Origin of the sequence: Pseudogemmobacter sonorensis (genome assembly GCF_042762395.1) — a bacterium.
Taxonomy (GTDB): domain Bacteria; phylum Pseudomonadota; class Alphaproteobacteria; order Rhodobacterales; family Rhodobacteraceae; genus Pseudogemmobacter; species Pseudogemmobacter sonorensis.
Genome location: NZ_JBEFZE010000010.1, coordinates 15986 through 40884 on the forward strand (window position 1 = coordinate 15986; position 24899 = coordinate 40884).

Consider the following 24899-nt stretch of genomic DNA (forward strand, 5'->3'; position numbering starts at 1 on the left):
TCCCCCTGTATCCTTGATAGAATCGCGGGTAACGGTCCGGGGAAACGGTCCGAGCAACGACAAACGAGCAGGCGTAATGGAAACCGAAGCCCTTTCGATGGCGCAGGAGCTTGACTTCTCGCTTCTCGCGCTTTTTGCCAAGGCCACTTTCGTGGTCAAGCTGGTCATGATCGGCCTTCTGGTCATGTCGTTCTGGTCCTGGGCGATCATCATCCAGAAGCACATCCTGTTCCGCCGCGCCCGGGCCGAGGCGGATGCCTTCGACCGCGCCTTCTGGTCGGGCGAGCCGCTGGACGAGCTATACGAGCGTATCGGACCCGAGCCCGCCAGCGCGCCGGAGAAGGTCTTTGCCGCCGGCATGCTGGAATGGCGCCGCAGCCACCGCGCGGACGGAGGGCTGATCGCCAATGCCTCGCAGCGGATCGACCGGGCGATGGATGTCGCGATCTCGCGCGAAAGCGAAAAGCTGAACGCGCGGCTGTCCTTCCTCGCCACCACCGGCTCGACCGCGCCTTTCATCGGGCTGTTCGGCACGGTCTGGGGCATCAAATATTCCTTCGAGCAGATCGCGATCAGCCAGAACACCTCGCTCGCCGTGGTGGCGCCGGGCATCGCCGAGGCGCTGCTTGCGACCGGCATGGGCCTTATCGCGGCCATTCCGGCGGTGGTCTTCTACAACAAGCTCAATTCCGATGCCGAGCATGTCATCGGCGGCCACGAGGCCTTCGCCGACGAATTCGCGACCATCCTGTCGCGCCAGTTGGATGCCTGAGCCATGGGCGCGGGTGTCATCAGGAAGTCGGGCGGGGGCGGTGGACGGCGCGGGCGCAGGCGGCGCGGTTCCTCGGCCGCGATGAGCGAGATCAACGTCACGCCCTTCGTGGACGTGATGCTGGTGCTCTTGATCATCTTCATGGTCGCTGCGCCGATGATGACGCCGGGCGTCGATGTGCAACTGCCGCGCACGGCGGCCAGCGCGCTGCCCTCGGAGCAGGAGGAGCCGCTCAAGATCACCTTGCGCGCCGATGGCGGCCTCATGGTGATGTCGACCGAGGTGGCCGAGAGCGAATTCATCCCGATGCTGCGCGGCGTCGCGGCCGAGCGCGCCTCGGACAAGGTCTATCTGCTGGCCGACGGCAACCTGCCCTATGAGCGGGTGGCCCAGGTCATGGGCGCGCTTTCGAACGCCGGGTTCAACAACATCGGCTTCGTGACCGATACGCAGGGGCCGGATTTCGGCGCCGGGAACTGAGGCCGCCATGGAGTGGGAGGCACGTCTCAAGACGGGCACCTTCTGGTCCGGGGCGGGACATGGGGTGGCCATCCTGTGGATCGTCGTGGGCGACTGGTTCTACCGGCCGCGTTCGAACATCGAAGTGGTGCCGATGACGGTCTCCACCATGTCGTCGAGCGAATTCGCGGCACTTGAGGCGGCGGCGCCCGCGCGGGTCGAGACCCCGGCCGAACCCGCCGCCGAGACCCCGGCCGATCCGGCGCCCGCCGAACCCGCGCCGCCCGAACCGACACCCGCCGAACCGTCGCCCACCGAACCCCCGCCCGTGGTCGCGCCCGATCCGGTGCAGCCCGATCCCGATCCGGTCCCGGCGCTGCCGCAGCCCATGGATGTCGTGGTGGCCGAGGAGGAACAGCCCCTGCCGTCGATGTCCGCCTCGATGCGGCCAAGGCCGAAGCCCGCCGACCGCGTGGCGCCCGATCCGGTCAGCCTGCCCGAGGAGGCCGTGAGCAGCGAAGCCCCACAAGAGGCGGTCAGTGAGACGCCCGAGCCCTCGCCCCAGCCCGAACCCGAGGCGCAGGCCGAGACCGTCCCCGAGGAATCCGGCGATGTCCTGCGCACCGAGGCGACGCAGGAGCAGGACGAGGCGCTTGGCATGACCACCTCGCCCCGCCCCAGGGCGCGCCCGGCCGCCCCGCCGACACCTGCCCCCGTGGCCGAGACGCCGCGCCCGACACCGCCCGCCGCCGCGGATGCCGAGGCGGATGCGATTGCCGCCGCCGTGGCCGAGGCCGCGCGCGAGGCGCCTGCCCAGACCCCCGCCCCGCCCCCTGGCCCGACCGGAACCGGCGGCAGCGGCAGCGCGGCCTCGGGCCCGCCGCTGACCGCCTCGGACATGGGCAACATCCGCTCGGCCATCGGCGGCAAGTGGAACCTGGGCAATGTCTCTTCGGATGTGATGCGCACGGTGATCGTGGTGCGGGTCGAGTTCGATCCTTCGGGGCGGCCCATCGACATCCGCATGATCGAAAGCGACGCGCCCACGCCGCAGGCCGCCGAAGTGGCCTTCGCCGCCGCGCGCCGCGCGATCCAGCGCGCCTATGTCGAGGGCGGCATCCCGCTGCCGCCCGAGAAATACGAGACCTGGAAAGTGCTTGAAATCGTCTTCGACGCGAACGGGATGCGGATGCGTTGAGGCGGAACCATCACCCGGGGGGAGGCGTTGGGCCTTTTTCCCCTGAACACGCAAACCTCCCGGGGCCATCCCGGGCCATGACGGCAGGAACGGAGTAAGGGACGCATGAATCTCGCCCGCAGGAATTTCATGGCCGGTCTGGCCCTTGGCGCCGCGCTCGGCCCCGCGACTTTCGCCCGCGCGCAAGGCGCGCCGCCGCGTATCGTCATCGATTCGGGCGTGATCGAGCCGATGCCGATCGCCGTCCCGGCCTTCGTCGACGAAGGCGGCGCGGGCCGCTATGCCGCCGATCTGTCGCGGGTCGTGGTCTCGGACCTGGTCGGCACCGGCTTTTTCCGCGAGATCCCCCAGGCCGCGCATATCGGGCGCGTGACCTCTTTCGAGGCGGGCATTGCCTATGAGGACTGGCGCGCGGTCAATGCCCAGGTGCTGATCACCGGCGCGGTCTCGGTCGCGGGCGACCGGATCACGGTGAAGTTCCGCGCCTATGACATCCTGAACGGCCGCCAGATCGACGGCGCGGCGCTGCAATTCGCGGGCACCACCGCAGGTTGGCGGCGCATGTCGCACAAGGTCGCGGATGTGGTCTATTCCAAGATCACCGGCGAGGGCGGCTATTTCGACAGCCGCGTCGTCTTCGTCTCCGAGACCGGGCCGAAGAACGCGCGGCTCAAGCGGCTGGCGGTGATGGATTACGACGGCGCCAATGTGCAATATCTTACCGATTCCAGCTCCATCGTGCTGGCGCCGCGCTTTTCGCCCACCGGCGACCGCATCCTCTACACCAGCTACGAGACCGGCTTTCCCCGCATCACCCTGATGGATGTGGCGACGCTGCGCCGCCAGACGCTGGCCGAACAGCCCGGCACCATGACCTTCGCGCCGCGCTTTTCGCCCGACGGCGGCTCGGTCGTCTACAGTCTTGAGCGTGGCGGCAACACCGACATCTTCCTGATGAACCTGCGCTCGAACCAGACCGCGCAGCTGACCAACGCCCCCTCGATCGAGACCGCGCCCTCGTTCAGCCCGGACGGCAGCCGGATCGTCTTCGAAAGCGACCGCACCGGCGGCTCGCAGATCTATGTCATGGGCGCCAACGGCGGCGAGGCGCGGCGCATCTCGGGCGGCGAGGGGCGCTACGGCACCCCGGTCTGGTCGCCCCGGGGCGACCTGATCGCCTTCACCAAGCAGAATGCGGGCCGGTTCCATATCGGCGTCATGCGCTCGGACGGGACCGAGGAGCGGCTTCTGACCTCGTCCTTCCTGGACGAGGGCCCGACCTGGGCACCGAACGGGCGGGTTATCATGTTCACGCGCGAAACCTCGGGCGCGGGCGGGCAGGCCAGCCTGTGGTCGGTCGACATCACCGGGCGCAACCTCAAGCAGATCGTGACCGAAAGCGCGGCCTCGGACCCGGCCTGGTCGCCGCTTTTGCCCTGAGGCCCGGCCCCGGCCTGACCGCGATTTGATCGCGGCGGCCCGCCATAGGCGCTTTCGCCGATTTCCCGGCGCGCGCGAAGCTGATAGGTTGCGAAGAAACCAGATGGCCCAAGCGCCGTTTCCTGAAAAGACGAGAGGACAGTCCGACATGACCCTGACTTCCAAGGCCCTGATCCTGATGGCCGGCCTGGTACTGGCGGCCTGCCAGAATCCCGACCGTTACGGCGCGGGCGCGGGTGGCGCCGGTGGCGCGGGCGGTGCCGGTGGCGGCTATATCGACACCACCGGGCTGGGCGATCCGAACGATCCGCGCTCGATCGCCTATTTCAACCAGAGGGTGGGCGACCGGGTCCTGTTCGCCATTGACCAGTCCACCCTGTCGCCCGAGGCGCGCCAGGTGCTGACCGCCCAGGCGGGCTGGCTGAACCAGAACCCGGGCTATGCGATCATCATCGAAGGCCATGCCGACGAACAGGGGACGCGCGAATACAACCTCGCCCTCGGCGCGCGGCGTGCGGCCTCGGTGCAGCAGTTCCTGCTGAGCCAGGGCGTGTCGGGCACCCGGATGCGCACCATCTCCTACGGGAAAGAGCGCCCGATCGAGGTCTGCTCGACCGAGGCCTGCTATTCGCAGAACCGCCGCGCCGTCACGGTGCTGTCGGTCGGCTCGGGGGTCTGAGATGCAAGGGGCGGGCCGGGCGCCCGCAGCCCCCGCCGCCGGGCGGCGCCGGGCCGGGATCCGGTTCGCGCTGCCCCTGCTGGCGCTGTCCCTTGCCGCGCCCTTCGCCGCCCCGGCGGGGGCCGAGACCCTGGCCGACATCCGGGTCGAGCTTGGCCAGCTCGCGGCCGAGTTCAACGCGCTGAAGAACGAGCTGGTGACCACCGGCGCCTCTGCCCGCCTGGGCGGCGTCGATGCGTTGGCGCGGATGGACACCATCGAATCCGAGCTGATGCGGCTGACCGCCCGCGCCGAAGAGATCGAATTGCGGCTGAACCGCGTGGTCTCGGACGGCACCAACCGCATCGGCGACATCGAATTCCGGCTGTGCGAGGCGACGCCGGGCTGCGATCCCCTGAACATGGGCCAGACCGCGACCCTTGGCGGGGCGGGGGGGGGCGCAACCTCGGCGCCGGTGTCGCCGCCGCCGCCCGCCGCCACGGGCGGCACGGGTCAGCCAGAGCTTGCCGTCAGCGAACAGGCGGATTTCGACCGGGCCCGGGAGGTGCTCGGTCAAGGTGACTTTCCCGGTGCTGCATCGCTCTTTGAGGCCTATGCCCAATCCTATCCTGGCGGGCCGCTGATCCAGGAGGCGCATTACCTGCGCGGCGAGGCGCTGTCGCAGCTTGCGCAATCGGCCGAGGGCGCGGCCTCGTATCTGGCCACGACCGGGAACCAGGCGGTGGCGGATGCGGCGCGGGCCTATCTTGCCGCCTATTCGACCAATCCGCAGGGCGCGTTCGCGTCGGATGCGCTGCTGAAGCTGGGCGAATCGCTGGGCATGCTGGGCCTGCAATACGAGGCCTGCACCACGCTGCAGCAGGTTGGGATCGAATATCCCGGCTCGATGGCGGCGACGCGAGCGCCGATCGCGCTTCAGGGCCTGGGGTGCCTCTGAGCGGGCCCGAGGACGGGTCGCAGCATGGGTCGCAGCCCACAGGCGGCGGCGCGGGCCCGACGGCCGGAGAGGACGACCGGCGGATCGAGGCGCATCTTCTTGCGGCCATGCGCGGGTTCTTTTCGGGGGGACGGCCCGGGGACGGAGCCGGGATTCGCCTTGGCCTTGCCGTCTCGGGCGGCGGCGATTCCATGGCGATGCTGCATCTGATGGCCGGTCTGGCGGGGGCGGCGGGCTGGCGGCTTTCGGTCGCCAGCGTCGATCACCGGCTTCGCCCCGAATCCGCCGAGGAGGCCGCCTTCGTCGCGCGGATCTGCGCCCGCCTCGGCCTTGGCCATGACCTGCTGGTCTGGCGCGACCGCCCCGCCACCGGCAATCTGATGCAGGAGGCCAGCCGCGCCCGCCACCGCCTGCTGTCCGATTGGGCGCGGGGGCGCGATCTGGCGGCGGTCTGCCTGGGCCATACCGCGACCGACCAGGCCGAGACCTTCCTGATGGGGCTTTCGCGCCGCTCGGGGCTGGAGGGGCTGGCCGGCATGGCGCCATCGCGCATGGAATGCGGCATGCGCTTCATCCGCCCGCTGCTTGGGGTCGAGCGTGCGGCGCTGCGCGATTATCTTCTGCGCCGGGGCCTTGGCTGGCGCGACGATCCCTCGAACGAGAACCCGCGCTATCTGCGCGCCCGTGCCCGCAAGGCGCTGGCCACGCTGGCGCCGCTGGGGATCACGGTGGCGCAGTTGAACGGCACCATCGGCAATCTGGCCGATGTCCGGTCGATGGCCCGCGCCGCCACCGCCGAGGCGCTGGCCCGGGTGGCGCGCGAGGAGGCGGGGGGGCTCTGGCTCGACCCCACGGGCCTGGCCGGGCTTTTCCCCGAGATCCGCCGCCGCCTGCTGGTCGGGGCGCTGCAATGGTTCTCGGGCGCGCGCCATCCGCCGCGCGCCGAGGCTCTGGCCCGGCTTGAGCTTGCGCTCTTGGAGGGGCGGGCGGCGACCCTCTCGGGCGTGCGCTTCGCGATTCGCGACGGCCGCATCCTTGCGCTGCGCGAACCCCGCGCGCAACAGGGCGCCGTGGCGCCCGATGCGCTTTGGGACCATCGCTGGCGCCTGGAGTCCGCCGATGCCGATGCCGACGCCGCGGCCGACAGCCGGGGCGCCGAGATCCGCGCCTTGGGGGCCGGGGGCCTTGCCTGCCTGCCGGACTGGCGCGAAACCGGCCTGCCGCGCGGCTTGCTGGAGGTCTCGCCCGCGCTCTGGCGGGGGGATGCGCTTCTGGCCGCGCCGCTCGCCCTGCCGGAAAATGCCCGAAAAGACGCGCCCTGGAGGGCAAGGATCGTGCCGGATCTGGCCAGCTTCATCATATCGCATTGAACCCCGCCGCCCAATGACTATCTTGGGCGCGAACACCGCGTCCCGCATGGGGGCGGCGGGACTACGGGAGTCTTACGTGAACAACGCGCGCAACATCGCCTTCTGGGCCGTCCTGCTGCTTCTGGTCATCGCGCTCTTCCAGCTTTTCTCGGGCGGGCAGAACACCCTGGCGGCGCGGCCCTGGTCCTATTCGGAATTCATGGCGCAGGTCGAGGCGGGCCGGGTGGCCGAGGTCACCCTGAACGGCGAGCGCGTCACGGTGCGCACCAATGACGGCGGCACCTATACCACCGTCAAGCCCGAGGGCGAGCAGATCACCGAACGCCTGCTGTCGAGGGGCATCAAGGTCGAGGCGACGCCGCAGGAACAAAGCTTCTTCGGCACGTTCCTGATGTCCTTCCTGCCGATCCTGCTGCTGATCGGGGTGTGGATCTTCTTCATGAACCGGATGCAGGGCGGCGGCAAGGGCGGGGCCATGGGCTTCGGCAAGAGCCGGGCGAAGCTTCTGACCGAAAAGCACGGCCGCGTGACCTTCGACGACGTGGCCGGGATCGACGAGGCCAAGGAAGAGCTGGAAGAGATCGTCGAATTCCTGCGCAACCCGCAGAAATTCAGCCGCCTGGGCGGCAAGATCCCCAAGGGCGCGCTGCTGGTCGGTCCGCCCGGCACCGGCAAGACGCTGCTCGCGCGCGCCATCGCGGGCGAGGCGGGCGTGCCCTTCTTCACCATCTCGGGCTCGGATTTCGTGGAGATGTTCGTCGGCGTCGGCGCAAGCCGGGTGCGCGACATGTTCGAACAGGCCAAGAAGAACGCGCCCTGCATCGTCTTCATAGATGAAATCGACGCGGTGGGCCGCGCGCGCGGCGTCGGCATGGGCGGCGGCAATGATGAGCGCGAGCAGACGCTCAACCAGCTTCTGGTCGAGATGGACGGGTTCGAGGCCAACGAGGGCGTGATCATCGTCGCGGCCACCAACCGCAAGGACGTGCTCGACCCCGCGCTGCTGCGTCCGGGCCGGTTCGACCGCCAGATCACTGTCGGCAATCCCGACATCAAGGGCCGTGAGAAGATCCTGAACGTCCACGCCCGCAAGATCCCGCTGGGCCCGGATGTGGACCTGCGGCTGATCGCGCGCGGCACGCCCGGGTTTTCCGGCGCGGATCTGGCCAATCTGGTCAACGAGGCGGCGCTGCTGGCGGCGCGGATCGGTCGGCGCTTCGTCGCCATGGCGGATTTCGAGAATGCCAAGGACAAGGTGCTGATGGGGGTCGAGCGGCGCTCGATGGTCATGTCGCCCGAGGACAAGGAAATGACCGCCTATCACGAGGCCGGCCACGCCATCGTCGGGCTGAAGCTGCCGAAATGCGATCCGGTCTACAAGGCCACGATCATGCCGCGCGGCGGCGCGCTTGGCATGGTGATGAGCCTGCCGGAAATGGACCGCCATTCCTGGCACAAGGACCAGATGAAGGACCGCATCGCCATGGGCATGGCCGGGAAGGCCGCCGAGATCAAGAAATGGGGCGAGGACCGGGTCTCCTCGGGTGCCTCGGGCGATATCCAGAGCGTTTCGGCCGTGGCGCGGGCCATGGTGATGCGCTGGGGCATGTCGGATGCGGTCGGCAATATCGACTATGGCGAGGCCCATGCCGGTTATGAGGGCAATGCGGGCGGCTTCTCGGTCTCGGCCGAGACCAAGCGGCTGATCGAGGCCGAGGTGAAGTCGATCATCGACGAGGGTTTCGAACGCGCGATGAAGATCCTCGACGAGAACGAGGAAGAGTTCGAGCGCCTCGCCCAGGGGCTTCTGGAATACGAGACCCTGACCGGCGAAGAGATCCGCAAGGTCATGGCGGGCGAAAAGCTTGGCGGCGACGACGACGGCGCCTCGGGCGGGCAGGACGTGCCCGTCGCCTCGGTCCTGGCGATCCCGAAGACCAAGAAGCCGCGCAATCCCGATGCCGGATCGGATGGCGGCAAGGGCGCGGGCGAAGGCGATGCCGAACCCTCGCCGCTCTGACGGGGCAGGGATGGCGGGGCAGGGAAGTTTTGGGCCACCTGAGGGGCGGCGAGGATGCGCCGCCCGGTGCCGCTCGGTCGAAGGGCCGGGCGGTCACTTTTGTCTGCGCCATGCACCCCGGGCCGGGCAACGGGCAACTCCAGGCCCTGCCGTCGCGGCGGCGTGGCGTGGCGCTTGCCCCGGCCGGGCCGATCCTCCGTCCCGGGAGGGTCCGGTCGACCGACACGCCCGGCGGGCAAGCCGCCTCGGCCGGTCTTCAAGGGTAGGTCGCGATGACGCTTGAAAGCTGGAACCCCGATCTCTACGCGGCCTATCGCGACCTGCGGCTGCGTCCGGCGCTGGACCTGCTGTCGCATGTGCCGCTGCTGCCCGCGGGCGAGATCGTCGATCTGGGCTGCGGCGCGGGCGCGGTGGCGGGGGCGCTGCTGACGCGGTTTCCGGGGCAGGATCTGGTCGGCGTGGACGCCAGCGCGGCGATGCTGTCGAAGGCGCTTGGCTACGGGCGGACCGAGCTTGCCGATATCGCTCGCTGGCAACCGGCCGCGCCGCCTGTGCTGATCTTTTCCAATGCCGCGCTGCACTGGCTTTCGGATCACGCCGTGCTGATCCCGCGCCTTGCCGGGTTTCTGGCGCCCCGGGGCGTTCTGGCGGTGCAGATGCCGGACAATTTCGACGCGCCCTCGCATGCGCTGCTGCGCGGCCTTGCGCCTCGGCTTTTCCCCGAGCGTTTTGCGGCGGAGGAATTTCTCCGTCCGGTCGCGCCCATGCGGGCCTATCGCGATATGCTCGCCCCTCTGGGCGCGGTCCGGGTCTGGCAGACCGAATATCTGCAAGAGCTTGGCCCCGTGGACTCGGGTCATCCGGTGCGGCATTTCACCCGCTCCACCGCCATGCTGCCCTATCTCGCCCGGCTCTCCGAGGCCGAGGGCGAGGCCCTGATCCGAGCCTATGACGCGGCCCTGGCCGAGGCCTATCCGCTGTTGCCGGACGGCGGCGCGCTTTTCCCGTTCCGCCGTCTGTTCTTCGTTCACGAGCGTCCGGGCTGAGGCCCGGCCCTTGCCATTGCGTCAGGACGGGCGCGCGTGCGGACGCGCCCGGACCCGGGAAGGAAATCCATGAGCCAGCCGTCCGACATCGAGATCGCCCGCGCCGCGCGCAAGAAACCGATCCAGGAGATCGGCGCACGCCTTGGCATCCCGCCCGAGGCCCTGCTGCCCTATGGCCATGACAAGGCCAAGCTGGGCCAGGATTTCATCCGCGGCCTTGAGGACCGCCCCGACGGCCGCCTGATCCTTGTCACCGCGATCAACCCGACGCCTGCGGGCGAGGGCAAGACCACGACCACCGTGGGCCTTGGCGATGCGCTGAACCGGATCGGGCGCAAGACCGCGATCTGCCTGCGCGAGGCCTCGCTGGGCCCGAACTTCGGCATGAAGGGGGGGGCCGCGGGCGGGGGCCATGCCCAGATCGTGCCGATGGAGGATATGAACCTTCATTTCACCGGCGATTTCCACGCCATCACGGCGGCGCACAACCTGCTCTCGGCGATGATCGACAACCATATCCACTGGGGCAATGCGCTTGAGATCGACACCCGCCGCGTCAGTTGGCGCCGGGTGATGGACATGAACGACCGTGCGCTTCGCGATTGCGTGATCGGTCTGGGCGGCCCGGCCAACGGTTTTGCCCGCGAAAGTGGCTTCGACATCACCGTGGCCTCCGAGGTGATGGCGATCCTGTGCCTTGCCTCGGACCTTGCCGATCTGGAGCGGCGGCTTGGCGCGATCGTGATCGGCTGGACCCGCGACCGCCGCCCGGTCCACGCCCGCGACCTCAAGGCCGACGGGGCGATGACGGTGCTGTTGCGCGATGCGATGCAGCCCAATCTGGTGCAGACGCTTGAGAACAACCCCGCCTTCGTCCATGGCGGGCCCTTCGCCAATATCGCCCATGGCTGCAATTCGGTGATCGCCACCCGGACGGCGCTGAAACTGGCCGATTACGTCGTGACCGAGGCCGGGTTCGGCGCCGATCTGGGGGCCGAGAAGTTCTTCGACATCAAATGTCGCAAGGCGGGGTTGAAGCCTGCGGCGGCGGTGATCGTTGCGACGGTCAGGGCGCTGAAGATGAACGGCGGCGTTGCGCGCGAGGATCTGGCCGCCGAGAATGTCGACGCGGTGCGGACGGGCTGCGCCAATCTGGCCCGCCATATCGAGAATGTGACCGGCTTCGGCGTGCCAGTGGTGGTGGCGATCAACCATTTCCATTCTGACACCGAGGCCGAGATCCGCGCCGTGCAGGATCATGTCGCGGGCCTTGGCACCCAGGCGGTGCTGTGCCGCCACTGGGCCGAGGGCGGGCGCGGCGCCGAGGAGCTGGCGCGCAAGGTCGCCGATCTGGCCGATTCGGGGGTGGCGGATTTCGCGCCGCTCTACCCCGACGAGATGGGCATCGCCGAAAAGATCGAGACCATCGCACGCCGCATCTACCGCGCGGGCGAGGTGGTGCTGGAACCCGCCGCCCGGGACCAGCTTCGCGCCATCGAGGCGGGGGGTCATGGCCAACTGCCGGTCTGCATGGCCAAGACCCAATACAGCTTTTCGACCGACCCCGGCCTTCTCGGCGCGCCCGAGGGCCACAAGATCCCGGTGCGGGAATTGCGCCTGGCGGCCGGGGCGGGATTCGTCGTGGCGATCTGCGGCGAGATCATGACCATGCCCGGCCTGCCGCGCCATCCGGCGGCCGAGACCATCCGCCTCAATCCCGCGGGCGAGATCGAAGGTCTGTTCTGAGGGGCTGTCCCGCGGGGGCCTGTCCCCAAGGGCCTGTTCCGGGGGGGCTGTTCCGATCCGGGGCGGGCTCTTTCGCAATCGCAGCGTTGCCCTTCCCGCCCGCCCGGATTATGTCGGGTCGCGCGGGGGATGGCCCCCCGGCCAATCGCGGGGAAAGCGATGCGCAAGGCGCAGGATTGCCAGACCATGGCCCATGTGCGGGCCGAGATCGACCGGATCGACGCCGCCCTGGTCGCGCTTCTGGCCGAACGCTCGGGCTATATCGACGCCGCCGCGCGGATCAAGGCCGGCGTGGACCTGCCCGCCCGGATCGAGCCCAGGGTCGAGGAAGTGGTTGCGAATGTGCGCCGCCATGCCGAGGCCCGGGGCCTTGCCCCCGACCTGGTCGAAAGCCTGTGGCGCGCGCTGATCGACTGGTCGATCGCGCGCGAAGAGGGCCATCTGGGCCCCGACAGCGCCCGTCCCCCCGTTTCGAAAGGATAGCGGATGACCCATTCCCCTGCGGTTCGGATCGACGGCAAGGCCTTCGCGGCGGGGGTGCGGGGAAAGGTCGCCGCGCGCGTGGCGCGCCTGCGCGAGGAGCACGGCATCACCCCCGGGCTTGCCGTGGTCCTGGTGGGCGAGGATCCGGCCTCGGCGGTCTACGTCAGGAACAAGGGGATCCAGACCCTTGAGGCGGGCATGGCCTCGTTCGAACACAGGTTGCCCGAGACCACTTCGGAGGCGGACCTTCTGGCGCTGATCGCCCGGTTGAATGCCGATCCGGCGGTGCACGGCATCCTGGTCCAACTGCCGCTGCCGCCCCATCTGAACGCCGATCCGGTGATCAATGCCATCGCGCCCGCGAAGGATGTGGACGGGTTCCATATCCTGAACGTGGGGCTGCTGGGAACGGGGCAGAAGGCGATGGTGCCCTGCACGCCGCTTGGCTGCCTGATGATGCTGCGCGACCATCTGGGCGATCTGGCGGGGCTGAACGCCGTGGTGGTCGGGCGCTCGAACATCGTCGGCAAGCCGATGGCGCAGCTTCTGCTGGGCGAAAGCTGCACGGTGACCATCGCGCACAGCCGCACCCGCGATCTGGCTTCGGTCTGCCGGGGCGCCGATATTCTCGTCGCCGCCGTGGGTCGCCCCGAGATGATCCCGGGCGACTGGATCAAGCCCGGCGCGGTGGTGATCGACGTGGGCATCAACCGCGTCGAGCGCGAGGGCCGGATGCGGCTGGTGGGCGATGTCGATTTCGCCTCCGCCAGCCTTGCGGCCGGGGCGATCACCCCGGTTCCGGGCGGCGTCGGGCCGATGACGATCGCCTGCCTTCTGGCCAATACGCTGACAGCCTGCTGCCGCGCCAACGGCTTGCCCGAGCCGGAGGGCCTGACGGTCTGACAGGTCCGGCCTCCGGCGCCTCAGTCGTCGAACTGGCGCCTCAGTCGTCGAAGGCGTCGACCTTGACCGGCGACTTGAACGCATGCACCCGGCCCGAAGGCGTGGTCACCCGCACCTCGGCCATCGGTGCCAGCATCGCGCCGTCGATGGCCTGCTCCAGCCCCTCGACCATCTGGCGCAGAAGGTTGGGATTGTTCTCCACCGTGATGCTGTAGCGATAGCCCGCCGGGCATCCCGCCAGATCGCCTCCGACCACCGTTTCCGAGGGCGCCGCGCGCAAGGCCTCGGCCCAGGCGGCGCGGCAGGTGCTGCCATCCGACATCTGCACCACCAGCATCTCGTGATCCAGCCGCAGGTCCTGCGGCGTGGGCCGGGCCAGCGCGGCGCAGGCCGCAAGGCCGAGGGGAAGAAGAACGGCGGCGATCTGCGGGCTGCGGGGCATGTCTGGACCTTTCGGGCGGAGGGGAATTCGCGCCGACGCCGTGAATGCCGGTTGCGGACTGGCGGGCGCGGACTGGCGGCCGCGCCCAGACTAGCGCCGCGCGTGGCGATGCGCCAGCGACCGCCGCGCGCATCGGCAAAGCCGCTCTCAGGCCGGGCCCGAGGGCGAAAGCCGCCCGCCTTGGCGCACCATCTCGACCCTTGTGGCAAGGCCGGTGCGGTCGTCGGTCTCGACATAGACGCCCGAGAGCGTGGCCTCGCCGCCCGCGGGCTCGAACCGCGATTTCGACAGGCCGGTGACGAAGCGGCGCATCGGCTCCAGCTTTTCCATCCCGATCACGCTGTCGTAATCGCCGCACATCCCCGCATCGGTCAGATAGGCGGTCCCGCCTTTCAGGATCTGCGCGTCGCCCGTGGGCACATGGGTATGGGTGCCGACCACAAGGCTGGCCTGGCCGTCGCACCAATGGCCCATGCCCATCTTCTCGCTGGTGGCCTCGGCATGGACATCGACCACGGCGGCCTGTACGGTCTTGCCCAGCGGATGCGCCTTCAGCACCGGCTCGATGGCCGAGAACGGATCGTCGAAGGGCTGTTTCATGAAGACCCGGCCCAGCACCTGCGCGACCAGCACCTTTCGGCCGCCGGGGGCGTCGTAGATCCGCCAGCCCCTGCCGGGGGCGATCCTGGAATAGTTGATCGGGCGCAGGATCCGGGATTCGGTCTCAAGCGCCTGGGCCATGTCCTTCTGGTCGAAGGCGTGGTCGCCAAGCGTCACCACATCGGCCCCCGCCGCCAGCAGGCCGCGGGCATGTTCGGCCGAAAGCCCCATGCCGCCGGTCGCGTTCTCGCCGTTCACCACGACGAAATCGAGGCCCCAGTCCGCGCGCAGCCGCGCCAGTTGCCCCGCCACGGCCGCGCGCCCGCTGCGCCCCATCACATCGCCAAGAAAGAGTATCCGCATGGGTTCCGCCCTTACGCCGGGCGGGCCCGGCCTGCAAGTGCCGTGGTTTCAGCCATTGGCGTGCATCCGCTCGATGTAGGAGCGCATCTCCTCGGCCTCCTGCCGCGCGTCGCGCAGCCCCTCCATCGCGGCGCGCAATTCGGCCTCGGTCTGGTGGATCTGGTTGGTCAGCTCGGCCTCGCGGTTCTCAAGGTAGATGATGGCCTGGTCGCGCATCTCCTCGGCCTCGTGCAGCGATTGCGCCAGCCGGTCCATCTCTGACAGGTCGGTGCCGGTGTTGCGGCCGAAACGGTGCAAAAGCCAATGGGTGAACCAGCCCATGGCGAAGGCCAGAAGCAGGATGACGGCGGTGGCGATGACGAATTCGGTGCGATTCATGTCTGGTCCTGGCGCCGGTCAGTCCCGCTCGGGGCGGGGCCGGGGGCGAATGGTGATCTCGGTCGGCGCGACCGAGGGGCTGGTATCATGCGAGAAATCGGGGCCCTCGTCGGTGGGGCTTTCTTCGGAAGGGCCAGCTTCGGCAAGGGCGGGCTGCGGGGCGGCCGGGGCTTCGTCCTCTTTTGCGGACTCTGCCTTTGCCTCGGGCGCGGCCGCGGTGAGGGCCTCGGGGGCGGTTCCGGCATCGTCAGGGGCTTCTTCGGCAATGTCGGGTCCGGCGTCTGGCCCATCTTCCGGCTCGGGCCCGGCCCCGGGTTCGCCCGCATGTTCGCCCTCGGGCCCTGCCGCGCCGGCGGGGGCGCCATCGCCGATCAGCACGAATTCGATCCGGCGGTTGGCCTCGCGCCCTTCCTCGGTGGCATTGTCGGCGATCGGATTGGCCTCGCCATAGCCGGTCGCCACCATGCCCGAAGTGTCCACCCGACGTCCCAGAAGCGCCATCAGCACCGCCTCGGCCCGGGCCTGGGACAGCGCGAGATTGCCCGCGTCCGAGCCCTGCGAATCGGTATAGCCGCCGATCTCCATGGTGATACCGGGGCAGAAGGCCAGCGCCTCGGCCAGTTGGTCGATCACCGGAACCGCATCCGGCGCGATCTCGGCCGAGCCGGGGGTGAAGGTGATCCGCCCGGCCGCCATGATCGCGGCCACCTCGGCGGCGCATTCGGCAGGGGTGGGCAGCCCGGCCAGCGGGTCGAGCCTTTCGTCATAGCGCACGTCGACGCGGAAGGTCTGGCCCTGACCAAGGCGCGACGACAGGATCTGGGTGATCCGGGCGCGGGCCTCGCCGTTGCCGGTCACGCCCGAGACCTGCACCAGATCGGCCCGCACCAGAAGCGCGCCCTCGGCCAGAAGCGACAGCGATTCAAGGCCCGCCAGCACCCGGATCGGCCAGCCGTCGGGCAGTTCCGGGTCAAGCCGGGTGGCGACATGCACCGTCGCCCGGTTGAACGAGGCGCGCGCGAAGGCCTCTACCGCGGCCTGCTGCGGCTCGTCCAGAAGCCGCCCGCGCAATTCGATCCGGCCCTCGGGGCGCAGCCGGGCGGTGAATTCCGCCGGGCCGAGCGCGGCCATCTCGACCCGCGGCGGAATGGCTTCGAGCGAGAAGACATCGGGCAAGGCGGCGCGCAATTCGCCAAGGGCCAGGTCGAAATCGGCCTGGCTGACGCCTTCTCCGGCCAAAAGCGTGATATCGGCATCCGAGAAGGTGACGGTCCCGGCCTGCATCTGGCCCACGGCGCGGATCGCGGCCGCCACGCCCTCGGACCAGCGCGGGGTGGGTGTGCCAAGGCCCACGGTGCAGGTGGCGCTGCCGACCAGCCCGGCCTCGGTCGCGGCGGCAAGGATCATGGCGCGGGCGCGGTCGGTATCGGCGGAGCAGGCATCGAACCGCGCGCCCTGCGCATCCTTGATGAAGCGCAGGGTGAAGGGGGTGATCACCGGGCGCGGCGCCGATATATCCATGACCAGCGCCACGCCATCGGGCTTGCGGCGGTTCAACTCGGCCTCGAAACTGCGCTTTTCGGGGGCGCTTTCGGCGATGGCGGTGATCTCGACCCGCCCCGCCGAGACCGAGATCTTCGAGCGTTTCAAGAGCTCTAGCGCCGAAAGGCCAAGCTGGAGCGAGGCATCCCAGCCCGCAGGCGCGGGCCAGGCCGCCGATTGCAGCATGTCGGTGGGGGCATTGCCCTGGGCGACGGCTCCGGCGGCCTCGGTCAGGGCCTGGGCGGTCAGCCCGCCCTCGTCCGGGGTCTCGGGCACCAGGCCGATCAACTGGATGCCGTCGTCGTTCCTGAGCATCTCGACCGAGAAGCGCGGCGGGGTCAGGGCCGAGGCGGGGGTGACCTCGATCCCGTCGCGGATGCGCGAGGAATCCACCACCGAGCCGACAAGGTTCAGCGCGCGGAACCGCGCGGCCTCGTTGGGGGCGGTGCCGCCCAGGTGGACCTGCATCCCGTCGGTCCTGACCTCGGCCCATTGCATCGGGGCCTGTTCGAGATGCGAGGCGATCACGCTGCGCGAGCGGCTCTCGATCACCAGGACGGAGAGGAACGAGATCCCCAGCATCACCAGCCCGGCAAGGGCGAAGGCGATGGCGCCAAGCGCGGTGGGGGGCAGGCGGAGAAGACGTTTTGGCAAGGGCTGCTCTGGGGTCTGCTGAGGGGATGGCGGCAAGGGACGGCGCGCGCGCCCTGGCTTCCTATGGCTTCCCCGTCCCGGGTTCAATCAAAGCAGCGCCGCACCGGCAAGAAATGGCACAACCGCCAGCCCGGCGTCGCGGTTGGCGCGGAAGGCGCGCAGGCAGGCGGCCGGGTCGTCGAGGTTCAGCCCGCGCATCTGCCAGACCATATGCGCGCCGAAGGCCCAGACCCCGGCCAGCGCGACCAGCATCGGCACAGGCCCGCGCGCGGCCGGTATGGTCACGATCACGGCGGCGGCGAACAGGATCACCGCGCCGACCAGAAACCCGGCAAGCCAGCGCCCGCTTTGCGCGCCGAACAGCCGGGCGGTGGATTTCACGCCGATCAGCGCGTCGTCCTCCTTGTCCTGATGGGCGTAGATCGTGTCGTAGTAGAGCGTCCAGCTTATCCCGGCGGCGTAAAGCAGCACCGCGCCCGGGGCCAGTTCCCCCGATTGCGCGGCCCACATCAGAAGCGCGCCCCAGTTGAAGGCGATGCCCAGGAACACCTGCGGCCACCAGGTGAAGCGTTTGGCGAAAGGATAGACCGCCACGGGCAGCAGCGACAGCAGGCCCAGCCCGATCGCCAGCCGGTCGTAGCTGAGCAGGATCAAGGCCGAGACCAGCGCCTGCGCCACCATCCAAAGGGCGGCCTGCCGCGCGCTCACCTGGCCCGAGGGCAGCGGGCGCGACCGTGTGCGCGCGACCCGCGCGTCGATGTCGCGGTCGGTGATGTCGTTCCAGGTGCAGCCCGCGCCGCGCATCAGGAAGGCGCCGATCCCCGACGAGATCACCAGCCACAGATCTTTCGCGCCGAAGCCGCCGCCCGCATTGGCCGCCAAAGCCACCCCCCACAGGCAGGGGATGTAGAGCAGCCATGTTCCGATCGGCCGGTCGGCGCGGCTCAGTCGCAGATAGGGGCGGGTCGCGGCGGGAGCGTGGCGATCCACCCAGTTGCCCGCGACCGAATCGGCCACCGTGCCCGTGCCGTCGCCCATGTCCGCGTTGTCGTCCGCGCCCATGCTGTCGCCCGCGCCCGCATTTTCGCCCATGCCCGAACTGTCGCCCATGCCAGGACCGTTGTGCATGCCCGAACCCTCGCCCGGGCTCGCCTGCGCGGCACCGGGACCTGCGTCGTCCGTGGGCGCGGCGCCCTCGGCGGCTTCCTCTGGCATTCCGCGCGGATGGCTCATAGATTTCCCCCATGGCAGGGACCAAGGTCAGACTTCATGTAGATCAGCCGCTCGGGGCGGGGCAAGCCGTGGCCGTGGCCGAGGGGCAGGCGAATTACCTTTTCCAGGTGATGCGGCTTGGCCCGGGGGATCGGGTCGCGCTTTTCAACGGGCGCGACGGCGAATGGCTGGCCGAGGTGGCCGAGGCCGGAAAGCGGCGGGGCATCCTGGTCTGTCAGGCGCTTTCGCGCCCCCAGGGCGCGCCGCCGGACCTGTGGCTTCTTTTCGCGCCTGTGAAGAAGGAGCGGACCAATTTCATCGTCGAAAAGGCAGTGGAGCTTGGCGTGGCGCGTATCCTGCCGGTCTCGACCCGCCGGATGAACGCCGAGCGGATCCGCGCCGACAAGCAGGTCCTGCATGCCGTCGAGGCCGCCGAGCAATGCGGCGCGACCTGGGTGCCCGGGGTCGAGGAGTTGCAGCCGCTCGACCGGCTTCTGGACGGTTGGGCCACGGCCGGGGGGCCGGTGCGCCGGATCTTCTGGGCGGATGAGGCGCGGGCGGAGGCGGGCGGCGATACGGGCTGGGCCGCCGGTCGCGCGGGCGAACCGGCGGCCATCCTGATCGGGCCCGAGGGCGGCTTCGCCCCGGAAGAGCGCGCGCGGCTTCAGGCCCTGCCCGCCGTCACGCCGGTCTCCCTGGGGCCGCGCATCCTGCGCGCGGAAACCGCCGTGCTGGCGGCGCTGGTGCTGTGGCAAAGCCGGTTCGGGGACTGGCGGTGACCGGCCGGGCCCCGCCGCCGTTCCTTCGGGCCCCGGTGGCGCGGCTGTTCCACAGATGGGGGGAAACCGCCATCGGGCTGGCGCTGGCCCTTGGCGGCATCCGGGTCGCGCTTGGCGGCGGCTGGATCCTTGCCCTGATCGGGGGGGCGATCGCGCTTCTTGGCGCGGCCTGGGCGTTGCTGGCGGCGCGGCGGGCGCGGTTCCAGGGCGACCCGGCCGCCCCCGGCCTGGTCGAGATCGACGAGGGGCGGCTGACCTACCTTCACCCCACCATGGGCGGCGAGATCGCCCTGCATGACCTGGCGGAGCTGCGGCTGGTCACCCTGAAGGGGCGGCGGGTCTGGCATCTGGCCGACCTTCACGGGCGCGCGCTTCTCGTGCCGCTCGACAGCGCCGGGGCGGGCGATCTTTTCGACGCCTTCGCCAGCCTGCCGGGCCTTGCCTCGCATGACCTGATCGCGGCGCTTGGAGCCAGTGACGGGGAGGGCGGCACACTTCCGGCGCTTTCGGTCTCGTCAAAGCTGGTGTGGCGGCGGGGCGGGCAGGGGCTGCGCCCGCTCTGATCGCACAATGGAACGCTCGCGCGGGGGTATTGACACTTCCCGCCCCGGCAGGACAGGTGAGGGCCTGCCCGCGCCCCATGGACGCAAGGGCCCGACCCAGACCTGCGGAGCCGTTTAGCCATGTCCATTCCCCAGTCCGGCGGTGGCCTGATCGAGAATTACGACCAACTCGCCGGTCTGATGGAAAGCGGCTGCAAACCGGCCGCCGAGTGGCGCATCGGCACTGAGCATGAGAAATTCGGCTGGCTGACCGACACCCGCCTGCCGCTGCCCTATGGCGGCGAAAGGTCGATCTCGGCGCTGTTCGACGCGCTCTCGGACCGTTTCGGCTGGCAGCCGGTGCGCGAGGGCGAGCACATGATCGGCCTGACGCGCAACTGCGCCAATATCAGCCTTGAGCCGGGCGGACAGTTCGAGCTTTCAGGCGCGCCGCTGCAAAGCATCGCCGAGACCGAGGCGGAACTGGACAATCACCTCGACGAACTGCGCCAGATCGCCGAGCCGCTTGGCATCCGGTTCATGAGCCTGGGCGCCGCCCCGGAATGGAGCCATGCGCAGATGCCGGTGATGCCCAAGGGGCGCTATCGGCTGATGACGGATTACATGGGCCGCGTCGGCACCCATGGCACGCAGATGATGTATCGCACCTCGACCGTGCAGGTGAATCTGGATTTCGGCTCCGAGGCGGACATGGTGCGCAAGCTGCGCGTGGCGCTGGCGCTTCAGCCGGTGGCGACGGCGCTTTTCGCCTCGTCCCCGTTCTTCGACGGCGCGCCGAACGGCCATAAAAGCTGGCGCTCGCGCATCTGGCGCGACCTGGATGCCTCGCGCACCGGGATGCTGGGCTTCGCCTTCGAGGAGGGCATGGGATTCCAGGGCTATGTGGACTGGGTTCTCGATGTGCCGATGTATTTCGTCTATCGCGACGGGGTCTATATCGACGCGCTCGGCCAGTCGTTCCGCGACTTTCTGCGCGGCGAACTGCCCGCGCTGCCGGGCGAGAAGCCCACGCTTTCGGACTGGGCCGACCATCTGACCACCGTCTTCCCCGAGGCGCGGGTGAAGAAATACATCGAGATGCGCGGCGCCGATGCCGGGGACCGGGCGCATCTTCTGGCGCTGCCGGCGTTCTGGACCGGGTTGATGTATGACGGCGCCGCGCTGGATGCGGCCTGGGATCTGGTCAAGGGGCTGGATGCGCAAACGCGCGAGGGGCTGCGGGTCGCGGCCTCGGTCTCGGGCCTTCAGGGCGAGGCGGGCGGGGTGCGGCTTCTGGATCTGGCGCGGGCGGCGGTGGCGCTTTCCGCCGCGGGCCTTGCCGCGCGCGGCCGGGGCGAAGAGATCTACCTCGCGCCTTTGCGCGAAAGCCTGGGCGAGGGCCGGGTGCAGGCCGACCGCTGGCTGTCGCTGTATCAGGGCGAATGGGGCGGATCCTTGCGCCCGATCTATGAGGCGGCAAGCCTCTGAGCCCGGTTCGGGGGGCTCTCTGCTCAGGGTTTTGGGGCTCGGAACGGCTTGGGGCTCAGGGCTGCTCCCGCTCAGGACTCCTGGGGCGCTCCAGCCAGATCCTGCCGTCGCGCCAGCCGCCGCGCCGGATCCGGCCCGGCGTGGCCAGCGCGGGATAATCCTCGATTCGATCACGGAAACGGTCGTTGCTGATCAGCACCGCGCCGGTGTCGCGGGCGAAGTCCAGAAGGAACGGGTCGGCCTGCTGGCCCTTCGGCACCACGAGAACGTCCCGGGCGGGCATGCCGATGGCCCGGGCCAGATCGGCGTCGTCCTGATAGCGGCCCATCAGCTTGTATCCCGCATTGGCGTCGAAGATCACGCCGGGCTTGTAGCCTTGCGCGCGCAGGGTCTCGACCACCGCTCTGACCGTGGCCAGCGCCGGGGTGCCGTCCCGCCAGTGCATAACGTTCGATCCGTCGATCACCGCGAGCGGCAGCCTCCCGGCAGGATCGCCTTCGCCGCGCCGAGCGCTGCGCAGGCGCAAGAGGACGAAGGCGAGCGCCAGCAGCGCCGCGAGAAGGCCGATGGCAAGCCAGTCCGCGCCTTCCATCCCGCCTCAGCCCTTCTTCGCGCCGATCTTCGGCTCGGTCCCGGCCCTGATCCGGGCCAGATTGGCGGCGTGGCGGATATAGATCAGGATGGTCAGCACCAGCGTCAGCAGCAGCATCCGCCCGTTGTCGAAGGTCCAGAGCCAGATCGGCACCGTCGCCGCCGCGATCAGCGCCGCCGCCGAGGAAATCCGCGTCAGCGCCGCGCCCAGGGCCCAGGTCGCGCAGGCGGCAAGCCCCACCGGCCAGCTTAGTGCGATCAGCGTGCCAAGGAAGGTGGCCACGCCCTTGCCGCCCTTGAAGCCCAGCCAGACCGGCCAGAGATGGCCGACGAAAGCCGCGAAAGCCGCAAGCTGCGCCGCATCCTCGGCCCCGATTGCCGCCCGGGCGACCAGCACCGCCACCGCGCCCTTGGCGCCGTCCAGAAGCAGCGTCGCCAGCGCCGCGCCCCGGTTTCCGGTGCGCAGCACATTGGTCGCGCCGATATTGCCCGAGCCGATCCGGCGCAGGTCGCCCAGCCCCATCGCCCGCGTCACCAGGACGCCGAAGGGGATCGAGCCCACGAGGTAGGAGAGCAGCGCGACCAGGATCATGGTCTGGCCGGGGGTCACGATCTCGGGCATGTCAATCCTCGGTCCTGGTGGCGTCGGTCGAGGGGCCGGTTGCGGTGTCGGGCGCCGCGCCCGGCGCATCGCGGAACACCTCGCGCCCGCCGACCCAGGTTCCCAGCACCTTGCCCTCCAGCCGCGCGCCGTCGAAAGGGGTGTTCTTGGATTTCGACAGCAGGGTGAACCTGTCCATCAGGAAGGGCGCGTCGGGGTCGAAAAGCACCAGATCGGCCGGGGCGCCCTCGGCCAGACGGCCCTGCGGCAGGCCCAGACGGTTCGCCGGGTTCAGCGCCATGGCGCGGAAAAGCTGCGGCAGGCTCAGGTGCCCGCCGTGGTAAAGCCGCATCGCGGCGGGAAGCAGCGTTTGCAGGCCGACGGCCCCGGCGGCGGCCTCTTCATAGGGCAGGCGCTTCGATTCCTCGTCGGCGGGGGTGTGGAACGAGGCCACCACGTCGATCAGCCCCTCGGCCAGGGCGGCGATGATCGCCTGGCGGTCGTCCTCGGAGCGCAGCGGCGGCACCAGCTTGAAGAAGGTGCGGTAATCGCCCAGGTCGAATTCGTTCAGCGTCAGGTGGTGGATCGAGGTCCCGGCGGTGACATCCAGCCCGGCCTCCTTGGCGCGGCGCAGTGCGGGCAGGCTGCGGGCGGTGGTGATCTGGTCGGCGTGATAGCGCGCGCCCGTCATCTCGACCAGCGCGAGGTCGCGCTCCAGCCCGATCCGCTCGGCCATGGGCGAGACCGAGGGCAGGCCCCGGAACGAGGCGAACTTGCCGCTGGTCGCCGCCGCGCCCGCCGAAAGGCCCGGTTCCTGCGGATGGCCGATGACCAGAGCGCCAAGCGCGCGGGCATAGGTCAGCGCCCGCGACAGCGCCTTGGTGTCGGGGCTGACGTGGAAGCCGTCGGTGAAGGCCACCGCGCCCGCATCCAGCAGAAAGCCGATCTCGGTCATCTCGCGGCCTTCGCGGCCCTTGGTCAGGGCGGCCATGTGGCGGATGCGCACGGGGCTGGCCTCGGCGGCGCGGCGGGTGACGAATTCCAGCGTCTCGGGCGTGTCGATGGCGGGGCTGGTGTCGGGGCGGGCGATGATGGTTGTCACCCCCCCCGCCGCCGCCGCAAGGCCGGCCGAGCGGAAGCTTTCGCGGTGCCGCTCGCCCGGCTCGCCGATCTTTACGCCCCAGTCGACCAGTCCGGGGGCCAGGCAGGCACCGCCGCAGTCGATCACCCGGGCGCCCTTCGGCGGGGCCTGGTCGCGGCCAAGTATCCGGCCCCGGTCGGCGGTCAGGCTGCCCGGCACGTCGGTTCCGGCCTCGGGGTCGATCAGGCGGGCATTGGTGAAATGAAGCGCGGTCATGGTTCTTCCGGTGGGCTGGCGTCCTGGGACGGGTCGGGATGCGGGTCGAAACGCGGCGGGCTTTGGGCGGTCTGGACCTGGCGCAGCAGATGCATGACGCGCGCGCCTTCGGTGATGCGGTCAAAGCCGGTGCGGGTGTAGGTCCTGTCGCCATCGGCGTCCACCTTTTCCTCGGTGGCGAAGAGGATGCGGACCTCGGGCGGGTGTCGTGTATAGGGGCTGTAGTCGATCACCGTGCCGGGCAGGATCGGCCAACTGCGCAGTCTGGGCGCGTGTCCGCCCTCATGGATCAGCGCGCGGCGCGAGGTCAGCGCGTAGGAGGTCCGCGCCCGCAGCGCCGCATCGCGGAACCAGTGCAGCACCAGCATCTCAAGCCCGAACCACACGAAGATCAGCCCGAAGGCGGGGAAGCCCAGGATCACGAAGCGCCAGGCGCTGCCGCCCTGGGCGACCATCGCGATGGCGACGGCCCCGGCCCCCCCCGTCCAGAGGAGCGCGAAGGCGAGGATGAAAAGGCCGGGCGAACTGCGCGCCGCCACCTGGCGGTCGTAGCGCAGCCCGGCCCGGGGCCGCCCGGACCACAGCAGCGCCTCGCCGGGGTCGAGGAAGGCCCGCCAGTCTTCGGGCGCAAGTCCCGGGTCTTGCGGGCGGGGGGTCATCGCGCCGTCCCGCCTTCGGTCTCCGCACCCTGCCGGGCGGCATTCGCCGTGGCCTGGTCCAGCATCATGCGCCAGGCCCGGCGCGCTTCGCGGATGCGCTCGAACCCGATCCGGTCGGTGCGGGTCAGCCATTGGCCGAAACCCGTGGTTTCGTCCTTGTAGGGCACATGGCCGACCACCGCCGCCCTTGTCCCGAACCAGACCGAGCCGGGATCGCCCTCTTCCAGCGCGGGCCGGAATCCCGCCCCGATCGGATGGCGCGAAAGCGTGCGCTTTCCCAGGATGTCGGTCGCGATGAAGGCATGGCGGTTAGTCAGGGTGTAATGGCTGCCGCGCTGGCGCAGGAAATCGCGCAGGGGCTTGCCGAAGGCGATATTGAGCCCGGCAAACAGGAAGGGCAGGCCGAAAAGCGGAAAGAGCACACCCATGAAGAAAGGGCTGACCGCCGCGCCGCCGGTGATCCGGGTCATCGACATCCAGAAGATCGCGAAACCCGCGAAGGCCAGCCCGAAGGGCGTGCGGGTCGAGATCAGCGCGCTCCAGTCGAACCCGGCCTCGGGGCGGCCCTGCCACAGGATCCGCTCGCCCGGGTCGAGGATGCCTTCCCATCCGGCGGGGATCGCGGGATCCTCCATCGT

General features: G+C 69.8%; 25 protein-coding genes. 15 read left to right on the forward strand and 10 right to left on the reverse strand.

Annotation, left to right across the window (positions count from 1 at the left end; translation table 11 throughout):
* Positions 1–76: 76 nt before the first annotated feature.
* From tolQ to folD, 12 genes are all read left to right on the forward strand, one after another.
* Positions 77–772: a protein TolQ gene (gene tolQ / locus ABNX41_RS09645; protein WP_438669517.1), complete on the forward strand. Its 696-nt coding sequence runs from the start codon at positions 77–79 to the stop codon at positions 770–772.
* Between the two features lie 3 nt (positions 773–775).
* The gene (locus tag ABNX41_RS09650) at positions 776–1252 is read left to right on the forward strand and encodes an ExbD/TolR family protein (RefSeq protein WP_438669518.1); all 477 of its coding nucleotides are present in this window, start codon (positions 776–778) and stop codon (positions 1250–1252) included.
* Between the two features lie 7 nt (positions 1253–1259).
* The gene (gene tolA, locus ABNX41_RS09655; protein ID WP_438669519.1) at positions 1260–2429 is read left to right on the forward strand and encodes a cell envelope integrity protein TolA; all 1170 of its coding nucleotides are present in this window, start codon (positions 1260–1262) and stop codon (positions 2427–2429) included.
* Between the two features lie 105 nt (positions 2430–2534).
* A complete protein-coding gene (gene tolB / locus ABNX41_RS09660; RefSeq protein WP_438669520.1) occupies positions 2535–3869 on the forward strand; it encodes a Tol-Pal system beta propeller repeat protein TolB in 1335 nt (444 codons plus the stop codon).
* A gap of 148 nt (positions 3870–4017) precedes the next feature.
* Positions 4018–4548: a peptidoglycan-associated lipoprotein Pal gene (gene pal, locus ABNX41_RS09665; RefSeq protein WP_438669521.1), complete on the forward strand. Its 531-nt coding sequence runs from the start codon at positions 4018–4020 to the stop codon at positions 4546–4548.
* A 1-nt stretch (position 4549) separates the two neighbouring features.
* The gene (locus ABNX41_RS09670; RefSeq protein WP_438669522.1) at positions 4550–5485 is read left to right on the forward strand and encodes a tetratricopeptide repeat protein; all 936 of its coding nucleotides are present in this window, start codon (positions 4550–4552) and stop codon (positions 5483–5485) included.
* On the forward strand, positions 5476–6855 hold the full coding sequence (tilS, locus tag ABNX41_RS09675) for a tRNA lysidine(34) synthetase TilS (protein ID WP_438669523.1): 1380 nt from the start codon (positions 5476–5478) through the stop codon (positions 6853–6855). Before ABNX41_RS09670 ends, tilS begins: the two co-directional genes overlap by 10 nt.
* A 76-nt stretch (positions 6856–6931) precedes the next feature.
* Positions 6932–8875, forward strand: a complete 1944-nt coding sequence (ftsH, locus tag ABNX41_RS09680) for an ATP-dependent zinc metalloprotease FtsH (RefSeq protein WP_438669524.1) — start codon at positions 6932–6934, stop codon at positions 8873–8875.
* A 272-nt stretch (positions 8876–9147) separates the two neighbouring features.
* Complete coding sequence (locus ABNX41_RS09685; RefSeq protein WP_438669525.1) at positions 9148–9921, forward strand: methyltransferase domain-containing protein; 774 nt, start codon at positions 9148–9150, stop codon at positions 9919–9921.
* A 69-nt stretch (positions 9922–9990) separates the two neighbouring features.
* Positions 9991–11667: a formate--tetrahydrofolate ligase gene (locus tag ABNX41_RS09690; protein ID WP_438669526.1), complete on the forward strand. Its 1677-nt coding sequence runs from the start codon at positions 9991–9993 to the stop codon at positions 11665–11667.
* Between the two features lie 159 nt (positions 11668–11826).
* Entirely contained in the window at positions 11827–12150 is a 324-nt protein-coding gene (locus tag ABNX41_RS09695; RefSeq protein WP_438669527.1) for a chorismate mutase, read from the forward strand.
* Between the two features lie 3 nt (positions 12151–12153).
* Positions 12154–13053 carry a bifunctional methylenetetrahydrofolate dehydrogenase/methenyltetrahydrofolate cyclohydrolase FolD gene (gene folD / locus ABNX41_RS09700; RefSeq protein WP_438669528.1) on the forward strand — a complete coding sequence of 300 codons (900 nt, stop codon included), beginning with the start codon at positions 12154–12156 and terminating at the stop codon, positions 13051–13053.
* 40 nt (positions 13054–13093) lie between these two features.
* Here folD and ABNX41_RS09705 read toward each other — a convergent pair whose 3' ends face one another.
* The 5 genes from ABNX41_RS09705 to ubiA form a co-directional block, all read right to left on the reverse strand.
* A complete protein-coding gene (locus tag ABNX41_RS09705) occupies positions 13094–13495 on the reverse strand; it encodes a hypothetical protein (protein ID WP_438669529.1) in 402 nt (133 codons plus the stop codon).
* A gap of 147 nt (positions 13496–13642) precedes the next feature.
* A complete protein-coding gene (locus ABNX41_RS09710; RefSeq protein WP_438669530.1) occupies positions 13643–14458 on the reverse strand; it encodes a TIGR00282 family metallophosphoesterase in 816 nt (271 codons plus the stop codon).
* A 48-nt stretch (positions 14459–14506) separates the two neighbouring features.
* The gene (locus ABNX41_RS09715) at positions 14507–14836 is read right to left on the reverse strand and encodes a hypothetical protein (protein ID WP_438669531.1); all 330 of its coding nucleotides are present in this window, start codon (positions 14834–14836) and stop codon (positions 14507–14509) included.
* Between the two features lie 18 nt (positions 14837–14854).
* Complete coding sequence (locus ABNX41_RS09720; protein ID WP_438669532.1) at positions 14855–17032, reverse strand: OmpA family protein; 2178 nt, start codon at positions 17030–17032, stop codon at positions 14855–14857.
* A gap of 87 nt (positions 17033–17119) precedes the next feature.
* Positions 17120–18094 (reverse strand): 4-hydroxybenzoate octaprenyltransferase, encoded by a 975-nt coding sequence (gene ubiA, locus ABNX41_RS09725; RefSeq protein WP_438669626.1) that lies wholly within the window; start codon positions 18092–18094, stop codon positions 17120–17122.
* A gap of 182 nt (positions 18095–18276) precedes the next feature.
* Between ubiA and ABNX41_RS09730 the strand changes: the two genes are divergently transcribed.
* The 3 genes from ABNX41_RS09730 to ABNX41_RS09740 all read left to right on the forward strand — a co-directional run bounded on the left by ABNX41_RS09730 (position 18277) and on the right by ABNX41_RS09740 (position 21053).
* Entirely contained in the window at positions 18277–19023 is a 747-nt protein-coding gene (locus ABNX41_RS09730; RefSeq protein ID WP_438669533.1) for a 16S rRNA (uracil(1498)-N(3))-methyltransferase, read from the forward strand.
* Entirely contained in the window at positions 19020–19586 is a 567-nt protein-coding gene (locus tag ABNX41_RS09735) for a hypothetical protein (protein ID WP_438669534.1), read from the forward strand. Before ABNX41_RS09730 ends, ABNX41_RS09735 begins: the two co-directional genes overlap by 4 nt.
* A 120-nt stretch (positions 19587–19706) precedes the next feature.
* On the forward strand, positions 19707–21053 hold the full coding sequence (locus ABNX41_RS09740; RefSeq protein ID WP_438669535.1) for a glutamate--cysteine ligase: 1347 nt from the start codon (positions 19707–19709) through the stop codon (positions 21051–21053).
* A 55-nt stretch (positions 21054–21108) separates the two neighbouring features.
* Here ABNX41_RS09740 and ABNX41_RS09745 read toward each other — a convergent pair whose 3' ends face one another.
* From ABNX41_RS09745 to ABNX41_RS09765, 5 genes are read right to left on the reverse strand one after another with little or no spacing between them, the layout of a single operon-like run.
* A complete protein-coding gene (locus tag ABNX41_RS09745) occupies positions 21109–21645 on the reverse strand; it encodes an NYN domain-containing protein (RefSeq protein WP_438669536.1) in 537 nt (178 codons plus the stop codon).
* A 6-nt stretch (positions 21646–21651) separates the two neighbouring features.
* Positions 21652–22266 (reverse strand): glycerol-3-phosphate 1-O-acyltransferase PlsY, encoded by a 615-nt coding sequence (plsY, locus tag ABNX41_RS09750; protein ID WP_438669537.1) that lies wholly within the window; start codon positions 22264–22266, stop codon positions 21652–21654.
* Between the two features lies 1 nt (position 22267).
* A complete protein-coding gene (gene pyrC / locus ABNX41_RS09755; RefSeq protein WP_438669538.1) occupies positions 22268–23602 on the reverse strand; it encodes a dihydroorotase in 1335 nt (444 codons plus the stop codon).
* Positions 23599–24261 (reverse strand): hypothetical protein, encoded by a 663-nt coding sequence (locus ABNX41_RS09760; protein WP_438669539.1) that lies wholly within the window; start codon positions 24259–24261, stop codon positions 23599–23601. The genes pyrC and ABNX41_RS09760 overlap by 4 nt, the downstream gene beginning before the upstream one ends.
* Positions 24258–24896 carry a hypothetical protein gene (locus ABNX41_RS09765; RefSeq protein WP_438669540.1) on the reverse strand — a complete coding sequence of 213 codons (639 nt, stop codon included), beginning with the start codon at positions 24894–24896 and terminating at the stop codon, positions 24258–24260. The genes ABNX41_RS09760 and ABNX41_RS09765 overlap by 4 nt, the downstream gene beginning before the upstream one ends.
* Between the last annotated feature and the right edge of the window lie 3 nt (positions 24897–24899).